Annotated in this window: 16 protein-coding genes and 2 pseudogenes; 10 read left to right on the top strand and 8 right to left on the bottom strand. The window is 65.4% G+C overall.

The features are described 5' to 3' along the window. Positions 1-57 precede the first annotated feature (57 nt). Genes CFB52_RS23410 through CFB52_RS23420 form a run of 3 tightly spaced genes read left to right on the top strand, consistent with a single transcriptional unit; the run spans position 58 to position 5,966 of the window. Positions 58-3,312 (top strand): efflux RND transporter permease subunit, encoded by a 3,255-nt coding sequence (locus CFB52_RS23410; RefSeq protein ID WP_099317566.1) that lies wholly within the window; start codon positions 58-60, stop codon positions 3,310-3,312. Further along, positions 3,302-4,507 (top strand): efflux RND transporter periplasmic adaptor subunit, encoded by a 1,206-nt coding sequence (locus tag CFB52_RS23415; protein WP_099317567.1) that lies wholly within the window; start codon positions 3,302-3,304, stop codon positions 4,505-4,507. The genes CFB52_RS23410 and CFB52_RS23415 overlap by 11 nt, the downstream gene beginning before the upstream one ends. Beyond that, positions 4,500-5,966 (top strand): efflux transporter outer membrane subunit, encoded by a 1,467-nt coding sequence (locus CFB52_RS23420; protein ID WP_099317568.1) that lies wholly within the window; start codon positions 4,500-4,502, stop codon positions 5,964-5,966. Before CFB52_RS23415 ends, CFB52_RS23420 begins: the two co-directional genes overlap by 8 nt. Before the next feature lie 85 nt (positions 5,967-6,051). Here CFB52_RS23420 and CFB52_RS23425 read toward each other — a convergent pair whose 3' ends face one another. After that, positions 6,052-7,227, bottom strand: a complete 1,176-nt coding sequence (locus CFB52_RS23425; RefSeq protein WP_099317917.1) for a porin — start codon at positions 7,225-7,227, stop codon at positions 6,052-6,054. A gap of 323 nt (positions 7,228-7,550) precedes the next feature. On the opposite strand from CFB52_RS23425, the gene CFB52_RS23430 reads away from it, so the two are divergent. Continuing rightward, positions 7,551-7,823, top strand: coding sequence for a DUF4148 domain-containing protein (locus tag CFB52_RS23430; protein ID WP_059584951.1), 273 nt, complete (start codon positions 7,551-7,553; stop codon positions 7,821-7,823). Between the two features lie 324 nt (positions 7,824-8,147). Here CFB52_RS23430 and CFB52_RS23435 read toward each other — a convergent pair whose 3' ends face one another. The 4 genes from CFB52_RS23435 to CFB52_RS23450 form a co-directional block, all read right to left on the bottom strand. After that, positions 8,148-8,831, bottom strand: coding sequence for a response regulator transcription factor (locus tag CFB52_RS23435; RefSeq protein ID WP_099317569.1), 684 nt, complete (start codon positions 8,829-8,831; stop codon positions 8,148-8,150). 58 nt (positions 8,832-8,889) lie between these two features. Next, positions 8,890-10,221 carry a HAMP domain-containing sensor histidine kinase gene (locus CFB52_RS23440; protein ID WP_230961890.1) on the bottom strand — a complete coding sequence of 444 codons (1,332 nt, stop codon included), beginning with the start codon at positions 10,219-10,221 and terminating at the stop codon, positions 8,890-8,892. A 79-nt stretch (positions 10,222-10,300) separates the two neighbouring features. Further along, on the bottom strand, positions 10,301-10,978 hold the full coding sequence (locus CFB52_RS23445; RefSeq protein ID WP_059639975.1) for a response regulator transcription factor: 678 nt from the start codon (positions 10,976-10,978) through the stop codon (positions 10,301-10,303). A gap of 255 nt (positions 10,979-11,233) precedes the next feature. Continuing rightward, on the bottom strand, positions 11,234-11,443 hold the full coding sequence (locus CFB52_RS23450) for a hypothetical protein (protein WP_059639626.1): 210 nt from the start codon (positions 11,441-11,443) through the stop codon (positions 11,234-11,236). Positions 11,444-11,708: 265 nt separating this feature from the next. Here CFB52_RS23450 and CFB52_RS23455 point away from each other — a divergent pair, with 265 nt between their 5' ends. After that, the gene (locus tag CFB52_RS23455; protein ID WP_099317570.1) at positions 11,709-12,014 is read left to right on the top strand and encodes a DUF4148 domain-containing protein; all 306 of its coding nucleotides are present in this window, start codon (positions 11,709-11,711) and stop codon (positions 12,012-12,014) included. 416 nt (positions 12,015-12,430) lie between these two features. Beyond that, positions 12,431-13,600: a porin gene (locus tag CFB52_RS23460; RefSeq protein ID WP_099317571.1), complete on the top strand. Its 1,170-nt coding sequence runs from the start codon at positions 12,431-12,433 to the stop codon at positions 13,598-13,600. 209 nt (positions 13,601-13,809) lie between these two features. On the opposite strand, the gene CFB52_RS34745 is transcribed toward CFB52_RS23460, so the two are convergent. Continuing rightward, on the bottom strand, positions 13,810-14,811 hold the full coding sequence (locus CFB52_RS34745; RefSeq protein WP_099317572.1) for a zinc-binding dehydrogenase: 1,002 nt from the start codon (positions 14,809-14,811) through the stop codon (positions 13,810-13,812). Positions 14,812-14,946: 135 nt separating this feature from the next. On the opposite strand from CFB52_RS34745, the gene CFB52_RS23470 reads away from it, so the two are divergent. Beyond that, complete coding sequence (locus tag CFB52_RS23470) at positions 14,947-15,831, top strand: LysR family transcriptional regulator (protein WP_059584945.1); 885 nt, start codon at positions 14,947-14,949, stop codon at positions 15,829-15,831. A gap of 145 nt (positions 15,832-15,976) precedes the next feature. Here the strand turns inward: CFB52_RS23470 and CFB52_RS23475 are convergent, their stop codons facing one another. Then, the gene (locus CFB52_RS23475) at positions 15,977-16,894 is read right to left on the bottom strand and encodes a LysR family transcriptional regulator (protein ID WP_099317573.1); all 918 of its coding nucleotides are present in this window, start codon (positions 16,892-16,894) and stop codon (positions 15,977-15,979) included. A gap of 117 nt (positions 16,895-17,011) precedes the next feature. On the opposite strand from CFB52_RS23475, the gene CFB52_RS23480 reads away from it, so the two are divergent. Beyond that, complete coding sequence (locus tag CFB52_RS23480; protein WP_099317574.1) at positions 17,012-17,785, top strand: alpha/beta fold hydrolase; 774 nt, start codon at positions 17,012-17,014, stop codon at positions 17,783-17,785. Here CFB52_RS23480 and amiE read toward each other — a convergent pair. Continuing rightward, positions 17,775-17,906: pseudogene (gene amiE, locus CFB52_RS23485) on the bottom strand (aliphatic amidase); the annotation flags it as partial. The gene CFB52_RS23480 and the pseudogene amiE sit on opposite strands and share 11 nt — an antisense overlap. A gap of 3 nt (positions 17,907-17,909) precedes the next feature. Here amiE and CFB52_RS23490 point away from each other — a divergent pair. Both CFB52_RS23490 and CFB52_RS23495 read left to right on the top strand, forming a co-directional pair. Then, positions 17,910-18,026, top strand: a pseudogene (locus CFB52_RS23490) (LuxR C-terminal-related transcriptional regulator); the annotation flags it as partial. Between the two features lie 650 nt (positions 18,027-18,676). Further along, a complete protein-coding gene (locus CFB52_RS23495) occupies positions 18,677-20,092 on the top strand; it encodes a sugar porter family MFS transporter (RefSeq protein WP_089465618.1) in 1,416 nt (471 codons plus the stop codon). Positions 20,093-20,136 lie beyond the last annotated feature (44 nt).

Below are 20,136 nucleotides of genomic sequence, written 5' to 3' on the forward strand. Positions count from 1 at the left end.
CCGAAGACGCGCACGTCCGGCTCTTCTTCACGACGCTTTTGAACGGAGCAGCACCTCATGCTGAAAATTGTCCGGCTCGCGCTCACGCGGCCCTATACGTTCGTCGTACTGGCGCTGCTGATCCTGATCGCGGGCCCGCTCGCGGCGATCCGAACGCCCATCGACATCTTTCCGGACATCCGCATTCCGGTGATCAGCGTCGTGTGGAACTACGCCGGCCTGCAGCCGGACGACATGTCCGGACGCGTGATCACGTACTACGAGCGCACGCTCGGCACGACGGTGAACGACGTCCAGCATATCGAGTCGCAATCGTTCCGCGGCTACGGCATCGTGAAGATCTTCTTCCAGCCGACCGTCGATATCCGCACGGCGACCGCGCAGGTCACGTCGATCTCGCAGACCGTGCTCAAGCAGATGCCGCCCGGCACCACGCCGCCGCAGATCCTCAACTACAACGCATCGACCGTGCCCGTGCTGCAGATCGCGCTGACCAGCAACACGCTCGACGAACAGAAGCTGGGAGATTACGCGGTCAACTTCATTCGGCCGCAGTTGCTGTCGGTGCCCGGCGTCGCGATTCCGACGCCGTACGGCGGCAAGACACGCGAAGTACAGATCGACCTCGACCCGCAGGCGCTGCAGTCGAAAGGGCTGTCGGCGCAGGACGTCGCGCACGCGCTCGCGCAGCAGAATCAGATCATCCCGGCCGGCACGCAGAAGATCGGCCGCTTCGAATACAACATCAAGCTCAACAACAGCCCGCTCTCGCTCGACGCGTTGAACGACCTGCCGATCAAGTCGGTCGGCGGCACGACGATTTATATACGCGACGTCGCCCACGTGCGCGACGGCTACCCGCCGCAGGGCAACATCGTGCGCGTGGACGGCCGCCGCGCGGTGCTGATGAGTATCCTGAAGAACGGCTCCGCATCGACGCTCGACATCATCGCCGGCGTGAAGGCGAAGCTGCCGCTGGTCGAACAGACGCTGCCGCCGGGCCTGAAGCTCGTCACGATGGGCGACCAGTCGACCTTCGTGAACGGCGCCGTGAGCGGCGTGGCGCGCGAAGGCATCATCGCCGCCGCGCTGACCTCGCTGATGATCCTGCTGTTCCTCGGCTCGTGGCGTTCGACGCTGATCATCGCCGCGTCGATCCCGCTGGCCGTGCTGTCGGCGATCGCGCTGCTCGCGGCCACCGGCGAGACGCTCAACGTGATGACGCTCGGCGGCCTTGCGCTCGCGGTCGGGATCCTCGTCGACGATGCGACGGTGACGATCGAGAACGTGAACTGGCACCTCGAACAGGGCAAGGACACGCGCACCGCGATCGTCGACGGCGCGAAACAGATCGTGATGCCGGCACTCGTCTCGCTGCTGTGCATCTGCATCGTGTTCGTGCCGATGCTGATGCTCGACGGCATCTCGCGCTTTCTGTTCGTGCCGATGGCCAAGGCGGTGATCTTCTCGATGGTGTCGTCGTTCGTGCTGTCGCGCACCTTCGTGCCGATGCTCGCGCAATACCTGCTCAAGCCGCACGCATCGGCCGGCCACGCGTCGGGCGAACTGGCCGCGGTGATGGATCCGCACGCGGGCCATGGCGGCGCGCACGAGGTCCCGCCGTCGCGCAATCCGCTGGTGCGCTTCCAGCGTGCATTCGAGCGCCGCTTCGAAGCCGTGCGCGCGTCGTACCGGATCCTGCTGGGCCTCGCGCTCACGCGCCGCAAGCCGTTCGTCGTCGCCTTCCTCTGCATCGTGGCCGCGTCCTTCCTGCTCGCGCCGTCGCTCGGTCGCAACTTCTTCCCGACCATCGACTCCGGCGAGATCGCGCTGCACGTGCGCGCGCCGGTCGGCACGCGTGTCGAGGAAACCGCCGCCGAACTCGACCGCATCGAAAACACGATCCGCGGCGTGATTCCGCCCGCGCAGTTGCGCGAAGTGATCGACAACATCGGCCTGCCGAACAGCGGGATCAACCTGACCTACAACAACAGCGGCACGCTCGGGCCGCAGGACGGCGACATCCTGATCTCGCTGTCGCGCGATCACGCGCCGACCGCCGACTACGTGCGCACGCTGCGCGAACGCCTGCCGCGCGCCTATCCGGGCACCACGTTCTCGTTCCTGCCCGCCGACATCGTCAGCCAGATCCTCAACTTCGGCGCACCGGCCCCGGTCGACCTGCAAGTGGCCGGCCCCAACCAGCAGGCCAATCTCGCCTATGCGCGCGAGCTGTACCGCAAGCTGCGCCTGATCGCGGGCGTCGCCGACCCGCGCATCCAGCAGGCCAGCACCTATCCGCAGTTCACGGTGACGGTCGACCGCACGCGCGCCGACCAGCTCGGCATCACCGAGCAGGACGTGACGAACTCGGTGGTCGCGACGCTGGCCGGCACCAGCCAGGTCGACCCGACCTACTGGCTCAATCCGCGCAACGGCGTGTCCTATCCGATCGTCGCGCAAACGCCGCAGTACAGGATGACCACGCTGTCGGCGCTGCAGAACCTGCCGGTCACAGGCGCGAACGGCCAGTCCCAACTGCTGGGCGGTCTGGCCACGATCACGCGCGGTGTCGGCAACGCGGTGGTGTCGCACTACAACATCGAGCCGCTGTTCGACATCTACGCGACCACCCAGGGACGCGACCTCGGCGCGGTCGCGGCCGACATCGACGATATCGTCAAGGCCACCGCGAAGGACGTGCCCAAGGGCTCGACCGTCACGCTGCGCGGCCAGGTGCAGACCATGAACGGCGCGTTCGCCGGCCTGCTGCTCGGCCTCGTGGGCGCGATCGTGCTGATCTACCTGCTGATCGTCGTGAACTTCCACTCGTGGGCCGACGCATTCGTGATCGTCTCGGCGCTGCCGGCGGCGCTGGCCGGCATCGTCTGGATGCTGTTCACCACGCATACGCCGCTGTCGGTGCCGGCGCTGACCGGCGCGATCCTGTGCATGGGTGTCGCCACCGCCAACTCGATCCTCGTCGTCAGTTTCGCGCGCGAGCGCCTGGCCGAAACCGGCAACGCGCTGGCCTCCGCGCTCGAGGCCGGGTTCACGCGCTTCCGCCCGGTGCTGATGACCGCGCTCGCGATGATCATCGGCATGGCGCCGATGGCGCTCGGCCTCGGCGACGGCGGCGAGCAGAACGCACCGCTCGGCCGCGCGGTGATCGGCGGCCTCGCATGCGCGACGATCGCGACGCTGTTCTTCGTTCCCGTCGTGTTCAGCCTCGTGCATCGGCGCGATGCGCTCAAGCACGACGGTTCCCGCGCTTACTCCCCTTCCGCGTCCGGAGCTTCCCATGTCCACTGAGATCGATATCAAATCGCCGAAACGGCTGCCCAACCTCAAGCTCGTCGCCACGCTCACCGCGCTGATTACGGTCGGCATCGTGGCGACCGGCATCATCGGCCGCGCGCACGCGAAACAGGAAATGACGACCTGGTCAGCCGAGCAAGCGGTGCCGACCGTGGTCGCGTACACGCCGTCGACCGGCGGCGACGGCGCCACGCTCGTGCTGCCCGGCCATTTGTCCGCATTCGAGAGCGCGCCGATCCATGCGCAGGTGTCGGGCTACCTGCATGCGTGGTACACCGATATCGGCGCGCACGTGAAGTCGGGGCAACTGCTCGGGCTGATCGATACGCCCGAGCTCGACCAGCAACTGCTGCAGGCGCGCGCCGATCTGCAGAGCTCGCTCGCCAACGAGAAGCTGGCCGCTTCCACGGCCGCGCGCTGGACGAGGATGCTCGCGCAGGATTCGGTGTCGCAGCAGGAAACCGACGAGAAGACCAGCGACCTCGCGGCCAAGCAGGCGATCGTCGCCGCCAACGAGGCCAACGTGCGGCGCCTCGAGGCGCTGGAGGCGTTCAAGCGCATCGTCGCGCCGTTCGACGGCGTCGTCACCGCGCGCAAGACCGACATCGGCCAGTTGATCTCGGCCGGCGGCGGCGCCGGCCCGGAGCTGTTTGCCGTGTCCGACGTGCACCGGATGCGCGTCTACGTGAGCGTGCCGCAGAACGAGGCCGCCGCGATCCGGCCCGGCATGACGGCCACACTGACCGTGCCGGAGCATCCGGGCGAGACCTTCCGGGCGACGCTCGCCGACACCGACGACTCGATCGCCGATTCGACCGGCACGCTGCTCGTGCAGTTGATGGTCGACAACCCCGACGGCAAGCTGATTCCCGGCGAATACACCGAGGTGCATTTCGCGCTGCCGGCCGGCAGCAGCCACGTGCTGACGATTCCGGCCAGTTCGTTGATCTTCCGGCAGGCCGGCCTGCAGGTCGCCGTGGTCGGCAAGGACGATCGCGCGGTATTCAAGCCCGTGACGATCGCGACCGACCTCGGCACGCACGTGCAGATCGCGACCGGCCTCGCGCCGGACGATCGCGTGATCGACAACCCGCCCGACTCGCTCGCCGCCGGCGATCCGGTCAGGCTCGCGGCGCCGGCTCGCACCGTCGCGTCGGCCGCGCGCGATACGGAGCGTGCGCATGGCTAACCGGCTTCGGCTTTGCGCGACGCTCGCCGGCGTCGCGTTCCTCTGCGCGTGCTCGTTCGCACCTGCCTATCATGCGCCGCACCCCGCGCTGCCGGCCAGCTTCAAGGAAGCGGGCGGCTGGCAGCCCGCGAAGCCGGCCGACCGCATCGCGCGCGACGGCTGGTGGAAGGCGTTCCGCGATCCCGTGCTCGACCGGCTCGAAGCACGGGTGGCCGCGGCCAACCCCGACGTGGCCGCGGCCGTGGCCCGCCACGACGAGGCAACCGCGCTGTTCGATCAGGCGCGCTCGGGCCTGTTCCCGACCATCGGCCTCGGCGCGCAGGTCTCGAGCAACCGTCAGTCGGCCATGCGGCCGTTGCGCGGCTCGAACCAGCCGAATGTCTATGGCGACAACACGCTCGACGCCGGCTTCGACTACGACCTCGACCTGTGGGGCAAAGTCCGCAACGAAGTCGCGGCCGGGCGCGCCGACGCACAGGCCAGCGCCGACGATCTCGCGTCGGTCCGACTGAGCTTGCAGGCCAGCCTCGCGAGCGCGTACTTCAGCCTGCGCGGGCTCGATCAGCAGCAACAGTTGCTGGCCGATACGATCGACACGTATCAGCGCGCGCTGCGCCTGACGATGAGCCGGCACGCAGGCGGCATCGCGTCCGATCTCGACGTGTCGCGCGCGCGGACGCAGCTCGATTCGGCCCGCGCGTCGGCCGAGGACGTACGGGCGCGGCGCGCGCTCTACGAGCACGCGATCGCGACGCTCACGGGCGTACCGGCATCGTCGTTCTCGCTGGCGCCGGATTTGGACGCGGCGTATCTGCCGGCGATTCCGGCCGGCATTCCCGCGACGCTGCTGCAGCGGCGCCCCGACGTCGCGGCCGCCGAGCGCCGCATGGCCGCCGCCAACGCGAAGATCGGCGTGGTGCGCGCGGCGTTCTTCCCCGACGTCACGCTCGGGCTGGTCGGCGGCTACCAGAGTTCGGGCCTCGGCCACTGGCTCCGCGCGCCGAACGAGATCTGGTCGATCGGGCCCAGCCTCGCGCTGACGCTGTTCGACGGCGGCCGGCGCCAGGCGCTCACCGACCAGGCGCGCGCGCAGCTGGCCGAGAACGGCGCGAAATACCGCGCGGTGGTGCTCGATGCGTGCCAGCAGGTAGAAGACAACCTCGCCCTCACGCACCACCTCGGCGACGAAGCCGAGCGCGAGCAAGAAGCGCTCGACGCGGCCGAACGCACGTTGCAGCTGTCGATGTCGCGCTACCGGGACGGCGTCGTCAGCTATCTCGACGTGGTGACGGCGCAGACCACCGAACTCGATACGAAGGTCGCGATGCTGGAGCTGGACACGCGCCGGCAACTGGCGGCGGTGGGGTTGATCGCCGCGCTGGGCGGCGGGTGGTCGACCGATGAAGCCGCATCCGGAGCGCAGGCGCCGGCCGCGACGCCGGCCCGTTCAGCGAACTGAATCCCTTGCGGCATGAACGAGGCGTGTCGCATTTCAAGGCACCCGTCGCGATGACGGGTGCCGCTTTTTACGTCGGCCCGACCGCTCAGAACTTGTGACGGATACCGGCCGCGACCACCGCCTGACGATCGTTGCCCGATGCCGCCAGGTTGAAGATCCCCGCGTGGCCGAGCACCGCGACGCCGTCCGCCCCCGTCACGCGCTGGTACACGCCTTCCAGATAAAGGTCGGTGCGGCGCGACAGCGCATAGTCGGCCTGCAGCATGAACTGGTTCCACTTCGGCGCGATGCCGCGGCCCGCCTCGTCGAAGCGGCCTTGCGTGAACGTATAGGCGCCGCCCAGCGAGAAAGCCGGCGTGAGGCAATAGCGCGCATTCAGTTCGTAGTTGCTGAAGGTCAGCAACTGGCCGTTCACCGTGCCATACGACCCGCCTTGCGACAGTTCTCGCGGGTCGTTCAGGATCGTTCTCGTATAGACCAGGCCGACCGTCGCATGGTCGAACGCATAGTGCGCACCAGCGCCGAACGTGCGCCAGCGGCCGCCGGCCAGCATCGCATCGCCATCCGCGCTGCTCAGCGAACCGCCGGTGTTCTGCGGCTTGCTCACGCCGCCCGGCTGGTCCGACTGCAGGTACGCGACGGCGACGGCGACCGGACCGTTCGCATACTGCGCGCCGACGCTGTACGCGTTGTCGTTGCTGAACCCGCCACCCTGATTGCTGAAGCCGTAAGCGCCGCCGAACGTGAAGCCGCCATAGTTCGCACTGCGGAACTTCACCGCGTTGTTCATGCGCGTGTCGTTGGCGAGGTTGTCGTTGTCGTACGGATGATCGGCGAGGTTGCCGCCGAATCCCGACCCGGTCGCCGACAGCGGCGCGACGAAGTCGACCAGGAAATCGTACTGGCGGCCGAGCGTCACCGTGCCCCACTGGCGGCTCGCGAGGCCGACCAACGCCTGGCGGCCGAACACGTCGCCGCCGTTGCCGAACTTGCCGTTCGCGACGTTGAAGCCGTTCTCGACGGTGAACACGGCCGCGAGGCCGCCGCCGAGATCCTCGTTGCCGCGCAGCCCCCAGCGCGACGTGCTGACGTTGCCGTTCTGCACGCCATAAGCGGGCCCCGAGCCCGCGGCCGATTTCTGGTTGCTGATGTAGTCCAGGCCCGCGTCAATCGTGCCGTACAGCGTCACGCTGCTCTGCGCATGCGCCGCGCCCGCAAGCAGGCATGCGACCGCCGCCGGAATTGCCAGATATGTCTTCATGATGGTTTCGTTGGAGTGGATCGGTCCGATCGCATCGTCGGCCCGGGCGGCGTGGCCGCGCGTGCGCGATGCGATGGCGCCCAATTTAGGCAGCGGGCATGACAGCGCCGTTATCGAAACGGCCCGCAAAATGAAACCCGCTTCATCTTCACGACATACCTGCTTCATGTCTGCGCGAATGCGCGCCGGTGCATGAATTTCTTTTCACGTTGCGCATGCCGATCCGCTAACGTCCCTCCTCTATGCTTGTCCTCAACCCGCGCGCGGCACCCGCACGCCGCGCCGGGGGATGAACCCAGTCAATCATCATGAGGACTCCCGACATGAAAACCGCCAACATCGTCGCCGCCGCCATGCTCGCCGCGATCGGCACGCTGTCCGCTCCCGCGTTTGCACTGACCGGCAGCCAGCCGATCCACATGTCCCCGGCCGCCACCAAGGACGGCGCGCCCGGCGCTCAGGCTGCCGGCCAGTGGGTGCCGCCTTACGGCCAGCCGATCCACGAGAAGACGCGCGCCGAAGTCCATGCCGAGCTCGTGCAGGCCGAACAGGACGGGCAGCTCAAGTACCTGAACTCCACGCTCTATGCGCATTGAGACGCGTGACGGTGCGGCCGGGCGCGGCGCCCCGCTCACGCGGCCCGCGTCACCAGCGGCGACGCCGCGCGTCCACCCGATTGCTCGCCATCCATGAAGCTTCGTTCGTTGTTCGCTCGTTCTGCCCGTCTCGCGCTCCTGGCGATGGCTGCCTGCGTCGTGTTGTCCGGCTGTGCGTCCGCGCGGCCCGACGGCCCCGGCGATTGCGTCGGCCCAGCCGATTTCTGCGTGCCGTTCTTCGGCTCGTAAACGAACGAGACGGGCGCGCTGCCGGTGGCAGGGCGCCCGTCACGTCATGTTCGTCGCGCGGCCGGAACCGCGCGCTCAGGCGTCCGGCAGCGTTACCTGATAGCCGTAGCGGCTTACCGTATCGATGCGGACGTCGGGCAGATGCCGCGCGAGCTTGCGGCGCAGCCGCGACACCACGAGATTGACGCTCGATGGATCGACATCCTCCTTGTCCTGCCAGACATACCGGATCAACTGGTCGCGTGGCACCGGCGCGTTCGGATGGCGCATCAGGCATTCGAGCAGCAGGAATTCCCGGCGCGTCACGGCGACGCGCAGCTTGCCGTTCTTGAGTTCGCGCGCCAGTGTCTCGACCGCGGACGCACGCGCGACCGGCCGGTCCGCATCGCGCGGCCCCGCGAGCCGCTGCAGCGCCTGCATGCGTTCGTGCAGCTCGATGAACGAATACGGCGCGCAGAAACACGCATCGGCGCCCGCGCGCAGCACATGAATGCGTTCGCGCGCCGACGCCTCGCCGATCAGCACCACGAGCGCGGCGCCGCCGCCGTCGGCAACGAAACGCGGCAGCATCGCGATCAGCGCGGCATCGCCGCCGGGCTCGAACGCGGTCGCGACGATCGCGTCGAACGCCTCCTGCGAGGCGAGGAACAGGCCGTCGCGCGGATCGTCGGCGCGCTGCACGCTGTGCCCGCTTTCCTGCAGCGCCTTGTGCAGCCACGACGCTTCCGGATGCGGCGAAGTCACGAGCAGGACACGCATCGTCAACCGGCCTCGCGGCGGAAATACGCAGGCACGTGCGGCCTCGTCCGGACGGCCGTCATCCCAGCGACCTCGGCCAGCATTCGATCGTCACGCGCGTGCCGGGCTCGGCATTGCCTATGCGCAACGTGAAATCGTGCACGTTGACGACCGTCGACACGATGCTCAGGCCGAGCCCCGCCCCGGCGAGATGCCCCGTACGGCGGCTGCGGTACCGATACCGCAACACCGCCTCGCGCTCGTCGGCCGCGATGCCCGGGCCATTGTCGATCACGTCGATGCGCGGACCGCACGGCGTGTCGTGAAGCTCGAGGCGTACCGTATCGCCCGACGTCGTGTACTTGAGCGCGTTGTCGAGCAGATTGCTCAGTGCCTCGAACAAGAGGGCGCGATCGCCGTGTATCCGCGCGACCGGTTCGACGGCCTGCACGAAGCGGATCGCGCGACTGTCCGCGAGCGGTTCGAACAACTGCCCGACGTCCAGCACCAGATCCTCCAGCGACAGCTCCGCGAACCCGCCTCGCCGCTGCAACGAGCCGATTTCGGCGATACGCAGCATCGCCCGGAAACGGCCGAGCAACACGTCGGTCTCGTTGCGCGCACGCGAAACGAGATTCGCCAGCACGGCATCGTCGAACCGCGCCGCACGCTGCGCCGCCTGCGCGAGCAGCGTGTGCACGTGCGCGAGCGGGGTTCGCAAGTCATGCGCGATGCCGTCGCAGACACCCTTGACCTCGTTCATCAGGCGCTCGATCTCCTCGAGCATGTGGTTGACGAGATGGGACAGCAGATCGATCTCGTCGTGTCCGCCGACCGGCAGCCGCTGGCCGAGGTCGCCCTGCGCAATGCCCTGCGTGATGCGCCGGACCTCTTTCAGACGCCGCATTTGCCGCACGCTGAGCATCAAGCCGCCCACGACGCCCGCGCCCAGGCAAAGCAGCCCGCCGCCGACCAGCGCCTGGATGATCGCCGCGCGGATCCGCAGGATATGCGTGAGGTCGCGACCGAGCACCAGCACGTCGCCGTTCGCACGCCGCTCGGCCATCGCGCGCACGACCGGCGGCACCTGGTCTCCCGAGATCGGCATCGTGTGATCGAGCGTCACGCCGTTGCGGGTCGGCCGCATGCCCGCGGGCAACGCCAGCACATCGCCGGCAATATGCCTGCCGTCCGCGGTAAAGAGTCCGTAGTAGTTGGTGTGCATTCGCTCGTGCTCGATCCGGTGCTGGATCGCGGCGGGAAGCTGGCCGTCCTGTATCGAATCGAAGTAGATCATCTGCCAGTCGATCACCGTATCGGTTTCCCGCTCCATGTCGTGCGTGATCACCGATGCGATGAAACCGAGCAGCAGCATGACCGACACGGAGAACGTGACCGCATAGACCGACACGAGCCGAAACGTACTCGAATACCAGCGTCGCGCGGGTGCCGGGTGGACGTGATGCGCGACGGACGCCACGGGATCCGGCTCAGCCAAGGCGATACCCTGCACCGCGTACCGTCTGGATCATCTGCTTCGCATCGGGTGGATCGATCTTCCGGCGCAACCGGCCCATGTGCACTTCGATCAGGTTCGTGCCGGGATCGAAGTGATAGCCCCATACGGCCTCGAACAGCATCGTCCGCGTGATGGTTTGCCCGGCATTGCGCATCATGTATTCGAGCACGCGATATTCGGTCGGCAGCAACACGATTTCTTCGCCGTCGCGAAACACCTTGCGCGAGATCAGGTCGAGCTTGAGCGGACCGACGACCAGCGTCGTGTCGAGCGCGGCCGGCGCGGCGTGGCTGCGCCGCAGCAGCACCTCGAGGCGAGCGGCCATTTCCTCGGGATCGAACGGTTTGGTCAGGTAGTCGTCGCCACCCGCGCGCAACCCGCGAACCCGCTCGTCGACATCGCCGAGCGCACTCAGCATCAGCACGGGGGTGCGCACGCCGACGCTGCGCATCGTGGTCAGGATCGTGAGACCGTCGACGACCGGGAGCATCCGATCGAGCGTAATCACGTCGAACTCGTTGCCGAGCGCGCGGGCCATGCCGTCGCGCCCGTTCGCCACCCATTCGACCGTAAAGCCACGCCTCTCCAGCTCCCCGACTATTTCGTTCGCGGTGATTTCGTCGTCTTCGATCGCGAGTACGTGTGCGATGGCCGCTCGGCCCTCGGCCGGCTCGTCAGGCAGCGCGGGCTCGTTCACCGGGAAAGCTGATGATGCCATGTACGATTCTCGTCTTCGTCGAAAGGGAGTTGCGTGTCGATACCCAACGGTCGAACGTGCTCGAGTCGAGCTTATACGCGCACGCGTAAAAGATGCGCATCCGCTTCATGAAGAAAGTTTCATGTCCGGCAACATCGCGCGCCGGCCGTCGTGGACACGCGCCGTACGAAGCGCCGCAACGCGACATCAGCCCTGGTGCGATCGTGTGCCCGATTTGTCCGCGCGATGCGATGCGAGATCACGTGCGGCATCGCTCGCACGATCCCGCTGTTCGGCTTTAGCGTGCGCGAGCGTCACATCGGCGACCGCGAGCCCGGTGCCCTGCACCTTCGCGAACGCCGGTAGCGACGCACACGCCAGCGCGACGAGTCCAGCCATCATGACGATTGACTTCATTGCATTCCCTCCTTGTGCGCGGCATCGATCGATGCGTCGCTCGACGATACGCCGCTGTTCCTAACCATCCGGAAACACGCGCATGAAGGATTCTTTAACTTCCCGTGCATCCGGCAGCCCGTGCATGGCACGATCCGGGCTTGCCTAAAACATGTTTCATCATCGCGCTGCGGTTTAGATAGCCCTCCCTCCGTAATCTTCGTCCTGCGGCCGACGCAGGCTCCCTGCCGTGCGGCCTCGACCCAACGCTATCCAGGAGCCGAAGATGAATCATCCCGTCCGTTACCTCGCTTGCGCCGCGATGCTCGCATTGAGCGTCTCCGCACATGCCGAGACGAAACTCACGTCGGCGCAATGCCACGACTATCCGTTCGTGCACGCGAAAGGCCCGGTCTCGCACCGGCAGCTCGTCAATGAACTGAACGAGCTGGAGTCGGTCGGCTACAACCCGTCGTCCGGCGACGAAAGCAGCTATCCCGACGATATCGATTCGGCACAGGCGCGCCTGATGCAGAAATACCGGCAGGATTGCCTCGGGGCCGCCAATACCGTCGCGTCGAGCGGTAACTGAATCCTCTCCGGCAACCGTTCTCCGAGTTTGCGCGCGAGCCTCGCGGCCGCGCGCTTTTTTTGAATTGATCCGACTCGATCGTCGACGGTGATCGGCAGATCGCCACGTGGATCGACTTTTCCGACATGCCGACGTTTCACGCTAATAAAATCTCGATGTCAACCGGAGGGAGATTTAAAACAACATGTCGCAACGCGTGCGATAGCCGTCGAGACTCCACAGCGCCCCATCTTTTCGCACGACATTTAGCGGTACATGACACTTTCGAATACTGAAAGATTGTCTTTCCGTGCACGTTGCGGCGACTGCTTTTCCTCTGCCTACACTGCCTCGTCCTCCGATATCGCATCTCGGGACGACATCGACGTCAGCGCTATCCGGTGCCGACTATCCAACCACACCATCAGAGCAACTAAATGAAACGTCAATCGATGAAATTGCGCTGGCTCGCATTCGCGCCGGCACTCCTGCTCGCCGGTGCGGCGCACGCACAGCAGAGCGTCACGCTATACGGGCTGATAGACGAAGGCCTCAACTTCACGACCAACGCAGGCGGTCATCGCGCATGGCAGCTGTCGAGCGGAGACACATTCGGCAGCCGCTGGGGCTTGAAAGGCAGTGAAGATCTCGGCGGCGGCGACAAGGCCATCTTTCAGCTCGAAAACGGCTTCAACGTGAACAGCGGCAAGCTGGGTCAGGATTCGAGCATGTTCGGCCGTCAGGCGTTCGTGGGCCTGTCGTCTTCACGCTATGGCACGCTCACGCTCGGACGCCAGTACGACACCAGCGTCGACGCGCTTGGCTTCGGCGGCATCACGGCGGCCGGCAACTGGGCGGGCGACATCGCGACCCACCCGTTCGACAACGACAATACGGACTGGGATTTCCGCGTCGACAATGCCGTCAAGTATGTGACCCCGACATACCGGGGACTCACGGCCGAAGCGATGTACGGCTTCAGCAACCAGCCCGGCGGATTCTCGAACAATCGCGTGTGGGGCGCCACGCTGAACTACCAGAACGGCAACCTGACCGCGGCGGCGTCCTACCTGAAGCTCGACAATCCGGGGCTCGCGGCGGGTGGCGCGGTCACCGGTGGCGATCTCTTCAACGGGTCGTCGCAGCAGGACATCGGCGTAGCGGCTTCCTACCAGTTTACCCACGTACTCGTCGGCGCCGCGTGGTCCCATGTCGATGTCTACAACCCCGTCGGCAATGCATGGATCGACAATACCGCGCTGCGCAATGGCGCGACGTGGAATGCATGGAAATTCGACAACTTCGAACTCAACACGCAGTACTACTTCACGCATGCCATGTGGCTGGGAGCGGCCTACACGTTCACCATGGCGCATCTGTACACGTCCGACACGAAATATGTGCCCAAGTGGCACCAGATCGCCCTGATGCTCGACTATGACCTGAGCAAACGCACGTCGCTGTATCTGCAAGGTGCGTGGCAGCATGTCGTCAGCGCGCGTACCGGGACCAGCTTCGACGAGGCACAGATCGTGGATGCGTCGGCTGGCGCGTCGTCAGGGCCGAACCAGATGGTCTATCGCATGGGCATGTTGCATCGTTTCTAGCCGCCTGACGCCCGCATCGGAACTTGCGCAGCGCGGCGCCGGTGCGGGCGCCGGCGGGTCAATCGAAATCGATGCGAATCAGCATCCCGGCCAGGATATCAAGCAAGGTCGACCGGACTTGCCGCTGCCATGAAACACCGGCTTCCCGACTATCGCGTGGCACACGCATCGACGGGCGAACCCGAAACCGATACGCCCCATCGATGGCTTCACGATCGACTTGTCAGCACCGCCTTTCGACCGTCGATCGATTCGTACGCCATGGCGTCGTCAATCCGATCAAGGCTGAATTCCTGGCCGACGCGCGTCCTGAACACCGGGTCGCCGATCATGCCCTCGAGCGCACTCAGAGCAGCCACCAACCTGTCGTGCTCTCGCACCGTCCGGCTTTCGAAATTGCTGAAACGCCGCATCGACAGATCCTTCGTCATGAAAAGCGGCGCCGACACGGGAAACGGAACGGGGCCGGCCATCGTGCCGTAGAAATATATCGACGAGTGCATCGGCAAACAGGTTGCCATCTGGCCGGTCAGCACACCGCCCACGCCATCGAATACAGCCGTCGTTCCAAGCTCGGAGGACAGCTTTCCGAGCGTGTCGACATAGTCTTCATCGGTGCGCACGACATGCTCGATACCGCGGCGTTGCAGCGCCTCCTGCGCCGCCCGCCCCCTCACCATGGAGATCGTCGGCATGTTTCTCCGACGGGCGAGTGCCGCGAGCGCCAGCCCGGTTGCCGAGTTCCCCGCCGTGGCGATCACGCCCCGGTGCCCGGCCTCGGCAATCGTTTCGAGAAACGCGTAGGCCGTCATCACGTTCACGAGCGACCCGCAGTAGTCGCGTGCGCTGACGTGTTCGGGCAAGATCAGGCAGCTCGTGTACGGCACCTGCGCTTTTTCGCACCACAGCCCGATGTTGTACGCGCTACGGTTCAGCGAGCGATAGATGGCGACGCGTCTACCCATATAACGCGCGGGAACGCCGGCCCCCGTCGCCACCACCGTCCCGGCGCCGGAAGCGCCCCATACGTCGTACTGGCTCGCCGCGAGCGCGTTGCTACCCTCGGCACGCGCACGCAAAAACAACTTGTCGCCATGGTTGATCGCAGATGCCTCCATGTCGATCAGCAGATGGCCTGCTTCCGGCCGGCTCGGTGGCCGGATATCCTGTACTTCCAACGAGCGTTCAGCGGTAACGCAGATAGCTTTCATGACGCGTTTCTCCAGCGGCAAACAGTGATGGCGGTAACTGCACAGGCCGTAACTTAAACAAGTGCGCCTGTTGCCGAAACGCGGCCGCCCGGCATACCATCGATTCCAGTACAGAATGGATCGATACGAATACCCATGGATCGCCTGAATGCAATTCGCCTGTTCGTTCGACTGGTCGAATGCGGCAGTTTTTCCGCTGTAGGGCGAGAGGAAGGCATTGGACAACCGACCGTAAGCAAGCAGATTGCCGCGCTGGAGGAGTATCTCGGCGCTCAGTTGGTGTTGCGAACGTCGCGTCAGGTAGTGATCACCGCGGCAGGCCACGCGTTCTATGAATCGGCCAAGCCCTTGATGGAGGGCTTCGATTCGCTGGAATCATCGGTCGGGACGCGACAGCAATCTCCACAAGGCCTGGTTAAATTGACGACGGCGCCCGCCTACGGCCGCCTATGCGTGACGCCATTGCTTCCCGGTTTTTTTCGACAATATCCGCACGTTGCGCTCGAATTATCCGTATCCGAGCGACAGGTTGATCTGGTCGGCGAAGGATTGGACCTGGCGATCCGCCATGGGCCACTGATGGATTCCTCGCTGACAGCGAGAAAACTATCGGAGACGGAATCGCTGCTCGTCGCCAGTCCGGGCTATCTCGCGGCCAAAGGCAAGCCTACCCGGCTGGCCGATCTGGACGGACATACAGGCGTCGTCTTCGCTCGAAACCACGAGCGCCGCCCTTGGCGCTTCAAGGTCGGAAGGGAAACCGTTCATCGGGTTCCGCAGGGATCGTTTTTGACGGGCGACGCAGAGCAGGTGCGCGCAGCGGTCCTGCACGGGCTCGGCATTGCGCAGGCCCCACGATGGCTCTTCGGAGCCGAAATCGATGCCGGACAAGTCGAAGTCCTCCTGCCTGAATTTCAGCCGGAACGCATGGCAACCCACCTCGTCTATCCAGCCGGTCGACGCGTACCGGCGCGAGTCAGGGTGGTGATCGATTATTTGATGTCGACGCTCGGAACGTGACGGTGGTACTTGCAAGCGCAAGGCGTCAGCAATCGGGGACGACAAACCCCGCTTCATCCTCGTATCGAACCACGTCGGGCCGCACACGAAACGGCTTGTATACGATAGGGGTTACACGCCCTTGTACCGATCGCCGGAAACAAGACTACCCTTTCATACTTCGATCCCAAGGAGGCTCGTTGCCGAACGCTGCGGTCAGGTAGTCAACGAACCGTCGAACCTTGAGCGGTATGCGCCGCGCACTCGGGTAGACCGCCTGTATCGCCAACTCGGTCGCTCGGTAGTTCGGCAGCAGGGCGACGAGCTCGCCTCGCCGCAGATGCTCGCCGAAGACGAACGTGGGGCCGTACGCGACGCCAGCCCCCGCCAACGCGGCAGACATGAGCATTTGGGTGTTGTTGGCGGCGACTCGACAGGGCCCTTCGATCACATGCGCGCGGTTTTTCGCATCGAATAGCGTCCAATCTCCGGCCGAGACGGCTTCGCTGAAGACGAGCCGCTGTGCATGACGTAAATCACTTGGCCTACGCGGTGTTCCATGCCGCTCGATGTACGCGGGGGACGCGCACATAACCATTCGACATGGCGCGATGCGACTTGTAACGAGCCCGTTGCCCTGAAGCTTCCCGATCCGGATGGCGACGTCGATACCGGCCTCCAGGAGGTCGACATAACGGTCGCCGAGCAGCACTTCCACGTTGACCTGCGGGTGCTCCTCGAGATAGCGGGCAGTAACCTCGCCCAAGTGCATCGCACCGAACGTGACAGGCGCCGCGATTCGCAACACGCCGCGCGCCGTGCGTTGCGAATCGTGCGCTTCCCGGCCGGCGTCTTCAAACGCTTCCAGAATTTGCTTGCTGCGAACGTAGTATGTCTGACCGATATCGGTCAGACTCAAGCGCCGCGTGGTTCGTTGTAGCAGCCGCGCATTCAGTTGGGCTTCGATCGCACTCACATGTTTTCCCGCCATGGCCGGCGACAACCCGAAACGCCGCGCGGCCGCAGCCAGACTGCCCTCTTCGACCGCAGCGACGAACACGCCAAGGCTGGTCAATCGGTCCATTTTTGCATCAAGCTGATTCGATCACGTCATTATCGACTGCCGCTATCCTGCGTGCAATTATCAAATTTCGGGCTCGACGCTACGATTGCCTCATCCAACCGAGAAGAGGCAGCGCAAATGGAAATCGAAGTGAATGGCACGCGAATCCACGTCACCCAAGCCGGCCACGGCGATCCTGCCCTGGTGTTCCTGCATTACTACGGCGGCTCGTCGCGGACATGGCAACGTGTGACAGACCGGTTATCGAGCCGATATCGCACCGTTGCCACCGATCATCGGGGCTGGGGCAAGTCCGCTGCACCAGCGGATGGCTATGGCATTGCCGATCTCGCGGCAGACGCCGAGGGCATCATCGAGACATTGGATTTGCAACGCTACGTACTCGTCGGTCATTCCATGGGCGGCAAGGTCGCGCAGTTCATCGCGTCGCGACGGCCGAACGGGCTTCAAGGCCTCGTGCTCGTCGCGCCATCCCCCCCGTCGCCGATGCTGCTTTCCGCTGAAGAACGTGCGACGCTGACGGACGCCTATCGATCGCGCGAGTCGGTCGAATTCGTCATCGACCACGTACTCACCGCCAAACCGCTCGACGCCGCCTGTCGTGAAATGATCATCGAGGATAGCCTGAACGCTGCGCCGCAAGCTAAAGCCGCTTGGCCGGAGGTGGCAATGCGCGAGGATATCCGTGCCGCGGTGGCTTCGATCGACGTTCCGACGATCGTCATCTCCGGCGAACTGGACCAGGTGGATCGCGTGGTCACGTTACGGACGGAACTGTTGCCGCGCATTCCGCAGGCGACCATGCACGTTCTTCCCGGTGTCGGCCATTTGGCGCCGCTAGAGGCACCGGCCGAAGTTGCGCGAATCATTGAAAACTTTCTTGCTGCATGATCTCGCCGCGATTGTCGATCAGCACGAGCGTGTTGTACGGTGACTCGCGTGGGCGCACTTCGTGGCGCTCGCCCGTGATCGAGAACACACCCCACACGTTGGCCTTGCGGCACGCCGCCGCGATCTCGGCATCGCCCCGCGCACGGTGAACAAGCATCTCGAACACCTGTTCCGCAAGTTGCATGTCGAGACCCGTGCGGGGGCGGCCGTCGCGGCGCTCAAGATGCTCGAGCGCACGTGAAAGGATCGGATCGCGGAATTGCCCCGTTCCCCAGCCCGGGCTGCTCGCCCCGACATGATTTTGTAGACTTGATCTTTTGCTCCGGTTCTGGATAATTGTTCATGCCTCACGCGACATGCTCATTTGTAGCGCTCGCCACGAGACCCTAGTCCGCCAGCCCCTCCCGGCTGGCCTCCCCGTTTCGGCGCCTGACCGACCGGTCCGCCGAAATACCGACACGATTCCATCCGGCAACGGCGGAATCGTTCGCCTGCAACGCAGGCCGTGAAGCGCCAGAGGAGACACTGGCGCCTTGCTCCAAGTGCGGCTTCAGATCGTGCTCAACCAGAGGAATCGTCGCGCCCTCGACCCAAACCGGTTTGGATGGGCCGTGAGCGATTTCCCCACTCGGTGACCGACATGACCAGGCAATCACCCCCCGTAAAAACCGGAAGTCCTTCTCATCGGCGCGTGCCATTTGCCCGGCGCGGCGGCATGCCGTCCTGCCACGTCCACGCGCTCGCCTGAGCGTCCGTCCGCGCCGTCCCGCTGCGCGACTCGATCGAAGCGCCGCCGCACATGCGGTGGCGACTGTTGCCGCAGCGGACACATGCCGTCACGTCACGCGTTCGTTCGCCCATGCAACGAACCGCATCACGAGGAAAACCGTCATGGCTTCTGATTCCGCCCTTCCCGACACACCCGCGGCCCGCCCCCGGCCCACGCCGTCCGCCTACATGCGTACGGTCGCATCGATCGCGGCGATCGCCGGCGGGCTCTATGGATACGACACCGGCATCATTTCGGGCGCGCTGCCCCTCATCGCGCGAGACTTCGGCCTCGACTACCGCGCGCAGGAACTCGTCGCCGCGGCGATCCTGCTCGGCGCGGTGATCGGTGCGCTGGCCGGCACCCGCATGTCGGCCGCGCTCGGACGCCGCAAGACCATCACGATCGTCTCGGCGATCTATGCGGCCGGCGTGCTGGCTGCCGCGCTCTCGCCCGACGTGTGGTCGCTTGCCGCTGCCCGGCTCGTGCTTGGATTCGCGGTCGGCGGCTCGACGCAGATCGTGCCGACCTACATCGCCGAACTCGCGGAGCCGGACAAGCGCGGCCGCCTGGTCACCTACTTCAACGTGTCGATCGGCATCGGCATCCTGCTCGCGGCATTGATCGGCGTCGCGGGTAACGACCTGTTTTCCTGGCGGGCGATGATCGGCATCGCGGTCGTCCCGTCAGTGATCCTGATGATCGGCATGACGCGGCTGCCGCGCAGCCCGCGCTGGCTCGTGGAGCAGGATCGCATCGCCGACGCGCATGGCGAGTTGTCGAAGGTGCGGGAATCTCAAGCTGCCGTCCGGCACGAGATTGCCGATATTCGGGATGTGGTCGAGCGACAGCAGAACAGCGCGACATCGGGCTGGCGCACGATGCGCGAGCCCTGGGTGCGCCCCGCCCTCGTTGCGGGCCTCGGCGTCGCCGCGTTCACCCAGCTCAGCGGCATCGAGATGATGATCTATTACACGCCGACGTTCCTTCGCGACGCGGGGTTCGGCGCGTCGGCATCGCTCTGGGCCGCGCTCGGCGTCGCCATTACGTATCTCGTGATGACCTTCATCGGCAAGCTGATCGTCGACCATGTCGGCCGCCGCACGCTCAGCCTGGCGACGCTGCCCGTCGCGGCAGCCAGCCTCGTGCTGCTTGGCTGCCTGCTGCGCGGCGACGTCGCCTTGCCCATGCAGCAACTGTGGATCGTCATCTGCCTGATCGCGTTCATGGTGTTCAACGCCGGTGGTATCCAGGTCATCGGCTGGCTGACGGGCGCGGAAATCTACCCCGTCGCGATCCGCAACCAGGCCACCGGCGCGCACGCCGCGATGCTATGGGGCTCGAACCTGCTGCTGACCGGCACGGCGTTGACCGTGACCCAATGGCTCGGTGTCGGCGGGGCGATGTGGGCGTACGCGTGCCTCAACGCGCTCGCATGGGTGTTCATCTACTCGATGGTGCCGGAAACGCGCGGGCGCAGCCTCGAGGACATCGAGCGCGCATTGAAGCGCGGAACGTTCGGGCCGCGCCATTCATGAGCGAACCGGTTCAAGCGAGCCGCGTCTTTCCCGCCTTCTCGTCA

Source organism: Burkholderia sp. AU18528 (assembly GCF_002223215.2).
Classification (GTDB): domain Bacteria; phylum Pseudomonadota; class Gammaproteobacteria; order Burkholderiales; family Burkholderiaceae; genus Burkholderia; species Burkholderia semiarida.

Coding starts and splice junctions, on each gene's coding strand:
- CFB52_RS23460 (WP_099317571.1), top strand. CDS start 12,431: ATGAAACGTCAATCGATGAAATTGCGCTGGCTCGCATTCGCGCCGGCA.
- CFB52_RS23470 (WP_059584945.1), top strand. CDS start 14,947: ATGGATCGCCTGAATGCAATTCGCCTGTTCGTTCGACTGGTCGAATGC.
- CFB52_RS23430 (WP_059584951.1), top strand. CDS start 7,551: ATGAAAACCGCCAACATCGTCGCCGCCGCCATGCTCGCCGCGATCGGC.
- CFB52_RS34745 (WP_099317572.1), bottom strand. CDS start 14,811: ATGAAAGCTATCTGCGTTACCGCTGAACGCTCGTTGGAAGTACAGGAT.
- CFB52_RS23410 (WP_099317566.1), top strand. CDS start 58: ATGCTGAAAATTGTCCGGCTCGCGCTCACGCGGCCCTATACGTTCGTC.
- CFB52_RS23420 (WP_099317568.1), top strand. CDS start 4,500: ATGGCTAACCGGCTTCGGCTTTGCGCGACGCTCGCCGGCGTCGCGTTC.
- CFB52_RS23480 (WP_099317574.1), top strand. CDS start 17,012: ATGGAAATCGAAGTGAATGGCACGCGAATCCACGTCACCCAAGCCGGC.
- CFB52_RS23495 (WP_089465618.1), top strand. CDS start 18,677: ATGGCTTCTGATTCCGCCCTTCCCGACACACCCGCGGCCCGCCCCCGG.
- CFB52_RS23455 (WP_099317570.1), top strand. CDS start 11,709: ATGAATCATCCCGTCCGTTACCTCGCTTGCGCCGCGATGCTCGCATTG.
- CFB52_RS23415 (WP_099317567.1), top strand. CDS start 3,302: ATGTCCACTGAGATCGATATCAAATCGCCGAAACGGCTGCCCAACCTC.
- CFB52_RS23435 (WP_099317569.1), bottom strand. CDS start 8,831: ATGCGTGTCCTGCTCGTGACTTCGCCGCATCCGGAAGCGTCGTGGCTG.
- CFB52_RS23450 (WP_059639626.1), bottom strand. CDS start 11,443: ATGAAGTCAATCGTCATGATGGCTGGACTCGTCGCGCTGGCGTGTGCG.
- CFB52_RS23475 (WP_099317573.1), bottom strand. CDS start 16,894: ATGGACCGATTGACCAGCCTTGGCGTGTTCGTCGCTGCGGTCGAAGAG.
- CFB52_RS23425 (WP_099317917.1), bottom strand. CDS start 7,227: ATGAAGACATATCTGGCAATTCCGGCGGCGGTCGCATGCCTGCTTGCG.